The organism is Amycolatopsis sp. YIM 10, from assembly GCF_009429145.1.
GTDB lineage: Bacteria > Actinomycetota > Actinomycetes > Mycobacteriales > Pseudonocardiaceae > Amycolatopsis.
Genome location: NZ_CP045480.1, coordinates 5,580,226 through 5,592,570, shown reverse-complemented (window position 1 = coordinate 5,592,570; position 12,345 = coordinate 5,580,226). Strand labels below are relative to the sequence as shown.

At 70.1% G+C, this 12,345-nt stretch carries 10 protein-coding genes; 6 read left to right on the top strand and 4 right to left on the bottom strand.

Annotation, left to right across the window (positions count from 1 at the left end):
- Positions 1-39: 39 nt before the first annotated feature.
- A complete protein-coding gene (locus YIM_RS26535; RefSeq protein WP_153032924.1) occupies positions 40-498 on the top strand; it encodes a CBS domain-containing protein in 459 nt (152 codons plus the stop codon).
- 2 nt (positions 499-500) lie between these two features.
- Positions 501-1,787, top strand: coding sequence for an SLC13 family permease (locus YIM_RS26530; protein ID WP_153032923.1), 1,287 nt, complete (start codon positions 501-503; stop codon positions 1,785-1,787).
- On the opposite strand, the gene YIM_RS26525 is transcribed toward YIM_RS26530, so the two are convergent.
- Positions 1,775-2,425 carry a sterol desaturase family protein gene (locus tag YIM_RS26525; protein ID WP_153032922.1) on the bottom strand — a complete coding sequence of 217 codons (651 nt, stop codon included), beginning with the start codon at positions 2,423-2,425 and terminating at the stop codon, positions 1,775-1,777. The two genes, YIM_RS26530 and YIM_RS26525, sit on opposite strands and share 13 nt — an antisense overlap.
- 101 nt (positions 2,426-2,526) lie before the next feature.
- On the opposite strand from YIM_RS26525, the gene YIM_RS26520 reads away from it, so the two are divergent.
- Positions 2,527-3,258: a FadR/GntR family transcriptional regulator gene (locus YIM_RS26520; RefSeq protein ID WP_153032921.1), complete on the top strand. Its 732-nt coding sequence runs from the start codon at positions 2,527-2,529 to the stop codon at positions 3,256-3,258.
- Here YIM_RS26520 and YIM_RS26515 read toward each other — a convergent pair.
- From YIM_RS26515 to YIM_RS26505, 3 genes are read right to left on the bottom strand one after another with little or no spacing between them, the layout of a single operon-like run.
- The gene (locus tag YIM_RS26515; RefSeq protein ID WP_153032920.1) at positions 3,244-3,594 is read right to left on the bottom strand and encodes an MmcQ/YjbR family DNA-binding protein; all 351 of its coding nucleotides are present in this window, start codon (positions 3,592-3,594) and stop codon (positions 3,244-3,246) included. The two genes, YIM_RS26520 and YIM_RS26515, sit on opposite strands and share 15 nt — an antisense overlap.
- Before the next feature lie 14 nt (positions 3,595-3,608).
- Positions 3,609-4,775 carry an AAA family ATPase gene (locus YIM_RS26510; protein ID WP_153032919.1) on the bottom strand — a complete coding sequence of 389 codons (1,167 nt, stop codon included), beginning with the start codon at positions 4,773-4,775 and terminating at the stop codon, positions 3,609-3,611.
- 37 nt (positions 4,776-4,812) lie between these two features.
- Positions 4,813-6,132, bottom strand: a complete 1,320-nt coding sequence (locus YIM_RS26505) for an SLC13 family permease (protein WP_153032918.1) — start codon at positions 6,130-6,132, stop codon at positions 4,813-4,815.
- 211 nt (positions 6,133-6,343) lie between these two features.
- Between YIM_RS26505 and YIM_RS26500 the strand changes: the two genes are divergently transcribed.
- From YIM_RS26500 to YIM_RS26490, 3 genes are read left to right on the top strand one after another with little or no spacing between them, the layout of a single operon-like run.
- A complete protein-coding gene (locus YIM_RS26500) occupies positions 6,344-7,510 on the top strand; it encodes an alanine--glyoxylate aminotransferase family protein (RefSeq protein WP_153032917.1) in 1,167 nt (388 codons plus the stop codon).
- Positions 7,510-10,377, top strand: coding sequence for an FAD-binding and (Fe-S)-binding domain-containing protein (locus tag YIM_RS26495; RefSeq protein ID WP_153032916.1), 2,868 nt, complete (start codon positions 7,510-7,512; stop codon positions 10,375-10,377). The genes YIM_RS26500 and YIM_RS26495 overlap by 1 nt, the downstream gene beginning before the upstream one ends.
- Positions 10,374-12,302 carry an enoyl-CoA hydratase gene (locus YIM_RS26490; RefSeq protein ID WP_153032915.1) on the top strand — a complete coding sequence of 643 codons (1,929 nt, stop codon included), beginning with the start codon at positions 10,374-10,376 and terminating at the stop codon, positions 12,300-12,302. The genes YIM_RS26495 and YIM_RS26490 overlap by 4 nt, the downstream gene beginning before the upstream one ends.
- The last annotated feature ends 43 nt before the right edge of the window (positions 12,303-12,345 follow it).

Below are 12,345 nucleotides of genomic sequence, written 5' to 3'. Positions count from 1 at the left end.
CCGATGTTCTTCGTGCGCCGACCAGCGAAAACTCTGGGCATGCTGGTCAAGGACATCGCCGTGAACGTGCCCACGGTCACCGTGGCCGATCCGGTGGCGAAAGCGGTCCGGGTGATGGCGGTCGCACGGCTGCCCGGGCTCATCGTGGTGGACAACCACGGGCGCCCGCGGATCGTGCTGCCGGGCACGCAGGTGCTGCGGCTCGCCGTGCCCGGCAGCTACCAGGAGGACCCGGCGCTGGCCAGGGCGGTGGACGAGGACCACGCCGACCGGTTCTGGCAGGAACTGGGCGATCTCACCGTCGGCGACTGCCTGCCGCGGCAGCCGGTCAAGCCGGTCACCGTGCCGGAGAGCGCCACCCTGCTGGAGGCCGCCGCGCTGATGGCCCGGCTGCACAGCCCGCTGCTCGCGGTGGTCGTCCGAGACGGCACGCTGTCCGGCGCGATCACCCTCGAACGCCTGCTGACCAGCCTCGCGCTGGCCGGATTCGGGGACTGATCTTGGGCCCGATCCTGGCACTGGTGATCTTCGGCGTCGCCTACTTCTTCATCGCCACGGAGAAGATCAACAAGGTGGCGGTGGTGCTCACCGCGGCCGGCGCGATGGCCGTGCTCGGCCTGATCCCCGGCTCGCAGGTGTTCTACTCCGAGCACGAGGGCATCGACTGGAACGTCGTTTTCCTGCTGCTCGGCATGATGGTCATCGTCGGGGTGATCAAGCAGACCGGCCTGTTCGACTACCTGGGCATCTGGGCGGCGAAGAAGTCGAAGGGCAGGCCGTACCGGCTGATGGTGATGCTGATGGCGATCACCGCGGTGGCCTCGCCGTTCCTGGACAACGTCACCACGATCATGCTGGTCGCCCCGGTCACCGTGGTGGTCTGCAACCGGCTGCGCATCGCCGCCCAGCCGTATCTGATCGCCGAGATCCTGGCGTCGAACATCGGTGGCGCGGCCACCCTGATCGGCGACCCGCCGAACATCATCATCGGCAGCCGCGCCGGGCTGACCTTCAACGACTTCCTGGTGCACATGGCGCCGATCGTGGTGGTCGTCTTCGTCGTTTTCGTGCTGCTGACCAAGGTGCTGTTCCGGCGTTCCTTCGAGTACCACCCGGACCAGGTGGCCGAGGTGATGGCGTTGCAGGAACGCCGCGCCATCACCGACTCGAAACTGCTGGTGCGCTGCCTGGTGGTGCTGTCCGGGGTGGTCGCCGGATTCGCCCTGCACGCGGTGGTGCACGTCGAGCCGTCGGTGGTGGCGCTGGTCGGCGCCGGGGTGATGGTGCTGGTCTCGCGCGCCGACGTCGGGGACGTGCTGCGCGAGGTCGAATGGCCGACGCTGGTGTTCTTCATGGGCCTGTTCGTGATGGTGGCCGGCCTGACGCACACCGGGGTCATCTCCACCGCGGGCACCTGGGCGGTCGAGGCGCTCGGTGACAACTACTTCGCCGCGGCGACCGCGCTGCTGTTCGGGTCCAGCGTGCTGGGCGCCTTCTTCGACAACATCCCGTACGTGGCGACGATGACGCCGATCGTGGAGGGCGTGGTCGCCCAGGTGCCGGACCCGGCCACCGGGCAGGCGCTGTGGTGGGCCTTCGCGCTCGGCGCCGACTTCGGCGGCAACGGCACGGCGGTGGCGGCGAGCGCGAACGTGGTGGCGATCGGCATCGCCGCCCGTACCGGGCACCGGATCAGCTTCTGGCAGTTCACCAAGTACGGCATCGTGGTGACCCTGCTGAGCACGGTGATGGCCTGGATCTACGTCTGGTTGCGTTACTTCGTGTAGTCGGCGTGGAGCGCCTTGACGGTGGGGGAGCTGGGCACACCGGCCGGGTCCGGGTACGTGCCCAGCACCCGGTCGGCGGTGCCGGAGCTGGTCACGGTGAACCAGTAGTGCTCGTTCTTGAAGTGGTGCAGCCGGTGGTTGCGCCAGATCGCGCGGTAGAGCCTGGTGCGCGGCTTGTAGTCGCTGTGCACCAGGTAGTGCGTCCACTCGTAACCGAGACCGAGCAGGCCGAGGCAGGTCAGGAAGGTCAGTCCGGTTTCCAGGCGGGGGAAGGCGAACAGCCCGATCGCGGTGACCGCGGGCAGCAGCCGGCACAGGGTCTGCCACGGGATGAAGATCAGCGGCACGTCGCGGGGATCGCCGTGGTGCTCGCGGTGCTTGCGGGCCAGCAGCGAGTCCACGGTCAGCCCGCCGATCCGGCGTGGCCGCCAGTGCAGCACGGTCACGTGCACCACCCACTCGAACAGCGGGAACACCGCGACCAGCACCGCGGGCACGAGCAGATCGCTGAACTGCCAGTCGCCTCGCAGCACCCGGGCGAGGGCGGCGGCGATCAGCAGCGCGCCGATCATCCACGGCGACGGGCGGCGGCGGAACACACGAGCGGCGTCGGTGAGCGTCATCTGTTCGCGGGGCATCGGCGACTCCTTGTCAGCCTTGTCGGCGGGCCTCGAAAGTAGGTCGGCGATTGGCCAGTGGTCAAGTGGTAAGACCAATTAACCTTTGCTAGGGTGGCCGCATGACCGCGTTCAGACGGGTGGAACGCCGCTCGGTGCCCGACGAGGTGTTCCAGCAACTGGTGGACGGGGTGGTCGACGGCGAGCTGGGGCCGGGAGCCAGCCTGCCCGCCGAACGGCAACTCGCCGAGGTGCTCGGGGTTTCCCGCCCAGCTGTTCGTGAAGCGTTGCAACGGCTCGCGCAGACCGGCCTGGTGGAAGTCCGCCAGGGCGGTGGCACGACGGTGCGCGACTACCGCAGTCACGCGGGCCTGGACCTGTTGCCGCGCCTGCTGATCCGCGCCGGGCAGCTCGACACCGCGGTGGTCCGCAGCATCATGGAGGCGCGGCTGACGGTGGGGCAGGAGGTCGCCGCGCTGGCCGCGACCCGCGCCGGTGCCAGTCTGGAAACTCCGCTGCGTCAAGCCATTTCGGCGCTTTCGGACACCGAGGACCCGGTCGGGCAGCAGCGGCACGCGCTGGTGTTCTGGAGCCACGTGGTCGACGGCGCCGACTCGATCGTCTTCCGGCTGATGTTCAACAACCTGCGCGCCGCCTACGAACCGGCGCTGGACGCACTGTCCACTGTGCTCGGTGCCGAGGTCGGCCGGGTGTCGTACTACGTTTCGGTCGCCGACGCCATCGTCGCGGGCGACGCCGCACTGGCCAAGCAACAGGCAGCGGAGTTGCTGCGGCTGGCCACCGACGAGATGGACGGCGTGCTACGCGCGCTGGAAGCCTCAGCCGAGGCGTAGCCGCACCGCCTTCGGCAGGCCGGCGATCACGCGTTCGTAGGAGTGGTCGATCAGGTCGAGCACCTCGTCGGCAGGCACGGTGCCGTCCAGCAGCACGGTGTTCCAGTGGCGCTTGTTCAGGTGGTAGCCGGGGGTGATGGCGGGGTGTTCGTGCCGCAGGTGCAGCGCCAGCTCCGGATCGCACTTCAGCGAGACCGCCGCGGTTTCGTCCCGGGTGGACAGCAGGGCGAAGATCTTGCCCTCGACCTTGTAGACGTCCAGGTCCGGGCCGAACGGGTGGTCCTCCACCGCGGCGGGCAGCGACAGCGCGTGCGCGCTCACCTCTTGCGGTCCCATGGTTCTTCCTCTCTTCAGCGCTTCGGCCAGTGCCACGCCGGGCGGTCCAGCCTGCCCTGCCCGGCCAGCACGGTGGCGCCGAACTCCTTCTCCAGTTCGAGCGAAGCCACCTCGCCGGAAATCTGCTCGAGCGCGCGCACCAGCGGCTGGGCATGTGAGACCACCACGATCTGCGCCTCCTTCGCGGCGGTGGCCACGAGCGCGGCGAGCGCGGGCAGCAGCTCCGGGTGCAGGCTGGTCTCCGGTTCGTTGAGCACCAGCAGTTCCGGCGGGCGCGGGCTGAGCAGGGCGGCCACCCAGAGCAGGTAACGCAGCGTGCCGTCGGACAGTTCGGCGGCGCTGAGCGGGCGCAGCAGGCCGTGCTGGTGGAAGCGCAGTTCGAAGCGCCCGTCGGTGTTGTGCACGCTCAGCTCCGCGCCCGGGAACGCGTCGTCGATCGCGGTGGCCAGCGCGGTGGCGTCGCCGAACTCCTGGATGGTGCGCAACGCCGCGGCCAGGTCACCGCCGTCGTGGTCGAGCACCGGGGTCCGCGTGCCGATGCGCGGCTGCCGCGCCGGGGCGTCGGCGTCGGTGCGGAAGTGGTCGTAGAACCGCCACGACCGGATGCGCTCGCGCACCACCAGCAGTTCGGGGCAGGCGCGGGGATCGGCGTACTCGCTGAGCATGCTGTCGGTCAGCCCGATGCGGTGCGGGTCCTCCGCCCAGCCACCGCCCGGTTCGCGGGTGCGCACCACCGGCCCGGCGCGATCGGCCAGCAACGCGGCCGGGCGCAGCACCGGCCCGTGCCAGACGGCTTCGCGCTTGAACTCCGGGTCCAGGTTGAACGCCGACTCCCCGGGAACCGGCAGGCCGAGGTCGAGCGCGTAGCCGAACTCGTCACCGGCGAACCCGAGCCGCAACCCGACCGGCTTGGTGCGGCGCGTGCCCTGCACCGGGGAGCGCCCCTCGCGGACCGCCCTGCCGTGCACCTCCGGCCCGGCCCACAGCGTGGACGGCAAGCCGCCCTCGCGCGCGAGCCCGGCCACCGCGCCGTTGCGCGCGGTGTCGGCGAGCAACCGCAGCGCACGGTACAAACTGGACTTCCCGCTGCCGTTGGCGCCGGTGACCACGGTCAGCCTGGCCAGCGGCAGCACCAGATCGCGCAGCGAGCGGTAGTTCTCGACGGCCAAGGTGGTGAGCACGGGACCGACGCTAGCCGAGACCCCCGACAGAATGGGATCAGAGCCAGCCGGGGGCGACGAAGATCAGCCAGGTCAGCGCCGGGGCCACCAGGATCATGCTGAACCCCCACCGCATCAGCCTGCCGAACACCTGCTCGCGCGTGTCCTCGGTGGCGTTGGCGACGACCAGCGCGCCACTGGTGGAGAACGGGCTCGAGTCGACCACCGACGAGGACAGCGACAACGCGATGATCAGGCCGACCGCGCCCACCTCACCGGCCAGCAGGAACGGCACCGCCAGCGGGATCAGCGCGCCGAGAATGCCGGTGGTGGAGGCGAAAGCGGAGACCGCGGCCCCGATCAGGCAGATGATCACCGCGGCCAGCAGCGGGATGCCGATCCCGGCCACCTGGTCGCCGAGAAAGGTGATCGTGCCCGCGCGTTCCATCAGGCTGACGAAGGTGACGATGCCGCAGATCAGCAACACGGTCGGCCACGCCACCTGGGCCACCGCGCCGTTCGCGCTCTTCGGTGAGGCCAGTGAGAGCAGCACCGCCACGGTGATCGCGGTGAAACCGACGTCCAGATCGAAGAACAGCACGCCGACGGTGAGCGCGAGCAGCCCGGCCAGGGTGAGCGCGCGGTCCACGGTGAGACGGCCCGCCTCCTCGGCTTCGGCGTCGGTGGTTCCGGTGCCACCGGTCGCCGGTGGGGGCGTGTCTCCGGTGGACGGACCGCCGACCGCGGCCAGTTCCGCCGTCTCCTGACCGCGCGCGAGCAGTTTCCGCCCGCCGAAGAGGAAGAACACCACCACGCTGAGCGCCACGTTGAACACGAACGAGCTGACGAACAGCAGGAACGGGTTGCCCGGCAGGTTGTTGCGGGTGACCACGCCGTTGACGATGCCGCCGAAGATGCTCATCGGCGAGAACCCGCCGGCACTGGCGCCGTTGATGATGAACAAGCCCATCAGCGACGGGTTGATCCGGTACCGGACGGCGAAGCCCATGCCGATCGGCGCGATGATCGCCACCGCCGCGGGCACCACCGCGCCGACCGCCGTGAGCACCGCGGTGACCAGAAACATCATCCACGGCACCAGCGCTATCCGGCCCTGCACCAGGCGCACCGCCCGGTGCACCAGCCAGTTGACCGTGCCGTTGTTGGTGGCGATGGCGAACAGGTAGGTGACCCCGACCAGGATGACAAAGAGGTCGCCGGGGAAGCCGCCGACGATGTCGTCGCTGGACTCGCCGAGCACCAGGGTGCCCACCGCGAAGGCGGCGACGAAGGCGAGCGCGCCCATGTGCACCGGGAGCACGGTGGCGATCAGGAAAACCGCCACCAGCGTGGCGATCATGATGAGCTGGACCGACATGCGTACTCCCAGGGTCGGCGATGACAACCGGGTCGACTTCCGCATTATGGAATTTGCGTTCCGTAAGGAGCGAGTATGGTCGCGGTCACACTGGCCGTCAAGGCTTGGCCGGTGCCGGTCGAAACGCTCGACTGCACCGGTGGAGCCGGGCTAGGGTTCACATAGCGGTAGTTGGATTCCGTAATGTGGACACGTCCGAGAGGACCGGCCAATGAGTTTCGCGGGCGGCAGGCATTTCCTGCAGATTCCCGGCCCCACCAACGTTCCCGACTCGGTGCTCCGGGCGATGGCCGCGCCGACCATCGACCACAGAGGACCGGAGTTCGGGGAACTCGGCCGGACCGTGCTCGCCGGGTTGAAGCCGGTTTTCCGCACCACGAACCCGGTGCTGATCTATCCCGCGTCCGGCACCGGCGCCTGGGAAGCCGCGCTGGTCAACACGCTCAGCCCCGGCGATCGGGTGCTCTGCTTCGAAACCGGGCACTTCGCCACGCTGTGGCAGGACATGGCGCGCAAGCTCGGGCTGACCGTCGACTTCGTGCCGGGGGACTGGCGCCACGGTGTCGACCCGGCTGAGGTCGCCGACCGGCTCGGCCGCGACACCGCGCACGAGATCAAGGCCGTTTGCGTGGTGCACAACGAAACCTCGACCGGCGTGACCAGCCGGATCGCCGAGATCCGGGCCGCGATCGACGACGCCGGGCACCCGGCGCTGCTGCTGGTGGACACCATCTCCTCGCTCGGGTCCATCGACTACCGGCACGACGAATGGGGCGTCGACGTCACCGTCGCCGGTTCGCAGAAGGGCCTGATGCTGCCGCCGGGCCTGAGCTTCAACGCGATCAGCGACAAAGCCCTTGCCGCGTCGGAGAAAGCGAAGCTGCCACGGTCCTTCTGGGACTGGCGGCCGCTGCTCGACGCCGCTGACCGCGGCTATTTTCCCTACACCCCGGCCACGAACCTGCTCTACGGCCTGCGGGAAGCGTTGCGGCTGCTGGAAGCGGAGGGCCTGCCCAACGTCTTCGCCCGTCACCTCCGGCACGCCGAGGCGACGCGCGCGGCGGTGGCGGGCTGGGGCCTGGAGGTGCTGTGCGCCGACGAGCGTGAGCACTCCGCCGCGCTGACCGCGGTGATCGTGCCCGAAGGCCATGACGCGGACAAGATCCGCGCGCTCATCCTGGACCGCTTCGACATGTCGCTCGGCGCCGGGCTGGGCAAGCTGGCCGGGCGGATCTTCCGGATCGGGCACCTCGGCTCCTTCAACGATCTGAGCCTGGCGGGCACGCTGTCGGGCGTGCAGATGGGCTTGGCCCTGTCCGGCGTGCCGATCCGGCCGGACGGGGTCAACGCCGCGCTCGACCGGCTTTCGGTGGCGTGATGACGGCAGCACTGGAAGACGCGCTGCGGGAAGGTATCGAGGGCGAGGTCAGGACCGACGAGTACACCCGGCACCTGTTCTCGCGGGACGCCAGCATGTACTCGATCACGCCGCGCGCGGTGGTCTTTCCCAAGCACGCCGGAGACGTGGTGGCCGTGGTGCGCGCGGCGCGGGCGGCGGGTGTGCCGGTGGTGCCGAGGGGTGCGGGCACCAGCCTCGCCGGGCAGACCATCGGGCCGGGCGTGGTGCTCGACTTCTCCCGGCACATGAACCGGATCATCGAGATCGACCCGGTGGCGCGCACGGCCGTGGTCGAGGTCGGTGTGGTGCAGGACCAGCTCAACCAGGCGGCCCTCGCGCACGGCCTGATGTTCGGCCCGGACACCTCCACCAGCAACCGCGCCACCATCGGCGGCATGATCGGCAACAACTCGGCGGGCAGCGGCTCGCTGACCTACGGCATGACGATCGACCACGTGCGCGCGCTCGACGTGGTGCTGTCGGACGGATCCACCGCCCGGCTCGAACCCGTCGACGAGACCGAACGCGCCCGCCGGGCCAGAGAGTCCACTTTGGAAGGACGGATCCACGCCGGGTTGCCCGGACTGGTGCGGGAGAACCGCCAGGCCATCGAAACCGGGTTCCCGCCGTTCTGGCGCCGCGCCTGCGGTTACCGGCTCGACCGGCTGCTCGGCGACACGCCCTTCGACCTGGCGAAGTTCGTGGTCGGCGCGGAAGGCACGCTGGTCATCGCCACCCGCGCGGTGGTCGACCTGGTGCCCAAGCCGAAGAAGACGGTGTACGCGGTCGGCCACTTCACCACCACCGCGGGCGCGATCGCGGCCACCGAGGACGCGCTGTCCTGTGCCCCGGCCCAGGTCGAGCTGATGGACCGGACCATTTTGGACCTGTCGCGGCAGAAGATCGAGTACGCCGGGCTCGGCTCGATCCTGCGCGGTGATCCGGACGCGCTGCTCTTCGTGTCGTTCACCGGCGAAGACGAAACCGAATTGGTCGCGAAGCTCGACGAGCTGAGCGAGCTGTGGCAGCGCAACTCCCACGGTTACCACACGCTTCGGGCGATCACCCCGGCCGAGCAGACCGCGTTGCTGAAGGTGCGCAAGTCCAGCCTCGGCCTGCTGATGGCGGCGAGCGAGGGCACCAAGCGGCCGCTGGCCTTCGTCGAGGACACCGCGGTCGAACCCAGGCACCTGCCCGAATACACCCGGCGGTTCAAGGAGATCCTCGACGAGCACGGGCTTTTGGCCGGGTTCTACGGGCACTGCTCGGTGGGCTGCCTGCACATCCGCCCGTTCGTCGACCTCGCCGACCCGGCGCAGGTGCGGACCATGCGCGCGGTGGCGGAGAAGATCAAGGACCTGGTCGCCGAGTACGGCGGGGTCAACTCCAGCGAGCACGGCGACGGCCTGGCACGCAGCGAGTTCAACCGCGACATCTTCGGCGACGAGCTGTACGAAGCCATGCGCGAGGTCAAGGCGCTGTTCGACCCGGACGGGGTGCTGAACCCCGGCAAGATCGTGGACGCGCCGCCGATGACCGAGAACCTGCGTGACCGCGCCCTGCCACCGGCTCCCGAACTGCGCACCCGGCTGGACTTCGAGGTGGTCGGCGGCATGCGCGGCGCGGCCGACCGCTGCATGAACATCGGGCTGTGCCGCAAGAGCACCACCGGCGCGATGTGCCCGTCCTACATCGCCACCAAGGACGAGGAGCACTCCACCCGCGGCCGGGCCAACGCACTGGTCAAGGCACTGTCCGAAAAGGACCCGAAGGGGGCGCTCGGGGACGAGAGGCTGCACGAGATCCTCGACCTGTGCCTGATGTGCAAGGCGTGCAAGAGCGAGTGCCCGATGGGCGTGGACATGGCCACGCTCAAGACCGAAACCCTGGCGCACCACCACGATCTGCACGGGACGCCGCTGCGGTCGCGGATCTTCGGCGCGATCAGGGCGCTCAACCGGCTGGGTTCGGCGACCGCGCCGCTGTCCAACCTGCCCGGCCGGATCGGCCCGCTGCGGAAGCTGGCCGAACGCCGGGCGGGCATCACCGCGGCGCGCCCGCTGCCGCGGTTCGCCCGCCGCAACCTGGTGCGCTGGTTCCGCGGGCGGGATCGCGGCGGCACCGGGAGCCAGGGGTCACTGACCTTTCTCGCCGACTCCTTCACCACCTACACCGAACCGGCGATCGGCGAGGCCGCGATCCGGTTGCTGGAACACGCGGGCTGGGCCGTGCGGCTGTCCAGCGGGGGTTGCTGCGGCCGGTCGAGCCTGTCCAAGGGCCTGGTCGACGACGCGAGGCAGAAGGCGCGCAAGCTCATCACCACGCTCGCCGGGCAGCCGGGGCCGATCGTCGGCTGCGAGCCGTCGTGCCTGTTCACCCTCCGCGACGAGCACCTGGCGCTGTTCCCCGGTGACGCGCCCGCCACCGAGGTCGCCGGACGCGTGCGGCAGGTGGAGGAACTGCTCACCGAGGCGATCGACGAGGGCAGATTGCCGCTGCGCGAGGATTCCTGGCTGGCCGGGCGGCGCATTCTGTACCACGGGCACTGCCACCAGAAGGCCGAAGTCGGTACCGCGGCCACGGTCGAGCTGCTGCGCCGGATCCCCGGCGCGGAGGTGGTCGAGCTGGACGCCGGTTGCTGCGGAATGGCCGGATCCTTCGGGTTCGAGGCCGAACACTACGAGCTGTCGATGGCCGTCGGCGGGGACCGGCTGTTCCCGGCGCTGGCCGCGGAACCGGAGGACACCGTGGTGGCCGCCACCGGGGTGTCGTGCCGCCAGCAGATTTTCCACGGAGCCCGCCGCACGGCGTGGCATCCGGTCGAACTGATCGGGGAGGCAAGGTGACGGGCCCGCTCCACGGCATCACGGTGCTCGAGGTCGGTGTGTTCATGGCGGCGCCGTTCGCCACCGCGCAGCTGGCCGACCTGGGCGCCAGGGTGATCAAGATCGAGTCGCGCGAGGCACGCGACCCGGTCCGCACCACCGGCCCGTTCATCGACGGGGTGAGCAGCACCTTCCTGCGGCTCAACCGGAACAAGGAAGCCGTCGAGCTGGATCTGAAGTCGGAGGCGGGCCGCGCGTCGTTCCTCCGGCTCGCCGCCGCGGCGGACGTGGTGGTGGAGAACCTGCGCCCCGGCGCGATGCGGCGCCTGGGCCTCGGCCCGGACGAACTGCTGGCCGAAAATCCGGGACTGGTTTACGCCTCCGCTTCGGGCTGGGGTCAGGACGGTCCGCTGGCCGACCAGCCGGGGCTGGACATCATGGCGCAGGCGCGATCCGGGCTGATGTCGGTGACCGGTGATCCCGGCGCCGGGCCGGCGAAGGTCGGTGTGCCGGTCTGCGACCTGACCTGCGGGCTGTACGTGGCGCTGGCCGTGACCGCCGCACTGCGTCACCGCGACCGGACCGGCGAAGGCCAGCACGTGGACGTTTCCCTGCTGGAGTCCGGAGTTTCGCTCGCGGTGTGGGAGGCAGGGCGTTACTTCGCCACCGGCGAGCCCGGCGAGCGGCACGGCACCGCCCACCAGTCGCAGGCGCCGTACCAGGCGGTCCAGTCGGCCGACGGCTGGGTCACCGTCGGCGCGATCACGCCGAACACCTGGGCCGCGTTCACCAAGGCGCTCGGCCGGGAGGACCTGTACGAGGATCCGCGCTACGAGAGCAGCACCTCGCGGCTGGAACTGCGCGGTGAACTGATCCCGGAGATCGAGCGCACCACGCGGGAGCACACCACCGCGGAACTGGTCGCGACGCTGACCGCGGCCGGGGTGCCGTGCGCCCCGATTTCGGACTACACCGAGGTGTTCACCGACGACCACCTCACCCGGCGCGGGTTCTTCTGGGACACCGAGCACCCGGTGGCCGGGCAGGTGCGCCAGCTCGGCTCGCCCATGCGCTTCTCCCGCACGCCGGCGCGCCGGGACACCGCCGGGCCGGATTTCGGTGAGCACACCGAAAAGGTGCTCGCCGAGTTCGCGCCGGCGCCCATCGCCGATCCCGGTGACGATCTGCTCGTCGAACTCGAAGACGACGTGCTGACTGTGACGTTCAACCGGCCCGAGTCCCGCAACGCGCTCACCTTCGCGATGTACGAAGGGCTGTATGCGGCCTGCGAACGGGCGGACGCCGATCCGGCCGTCCGGGTGCTGGTGCTGCGCGGCACCGGGGACAAGGCGTTCGTCGCGGGCACGGACATCCGGCAGTTCACCGAGTTCCGCACCGGGCAGGACGGGATCGACTACGAGGCCTCGATCGGGCGGGTGGTCGACCGGCTCGAAGCGATCCGGAAACCGACCGTGGCCGTGGTGCGCGGAGCCTGCACGGGCGGGGGACTGGCGCTCGCCGCGGCGTGCGATCTGCGGGTCGCGGACACCGGCGCCCGCTTCGGCGTGCCGATCGCCAGAACGCTCGGGAACTGCTTGTCCGCCAACACGATCTCCCTGCTGGTCGGGCACGTCGGCCCGGGACCGACACTGGACCTGCTGCTGCGCGGGCGCCTGCTGGACGCCACCGCCGCGCGGGACGCGGGACTGCTGACCGAACTGGCGCCACCGGAGGAACTGGACGAGGCGCTTCAGCGGGTGCTCACCGATCTCCGGCGGAACGCGCCGCTGACCCAGTGGGCGAGCAAGGAGATCGTCCGCCGCATGCGACGGCGGCTGCTGGTGCCCGACGACGACGTGGTCGCCAGGGTGTGGGGCAGCGAGGACTTCGCCAACGGCGTGCGGTCGTTCGTGGCCGGTGAAAAGCCGACCTGGACGGGCCGCTGAAAAATCCCGAGATCGGGTTGAACCATTCCGTGTGCTGATCCGT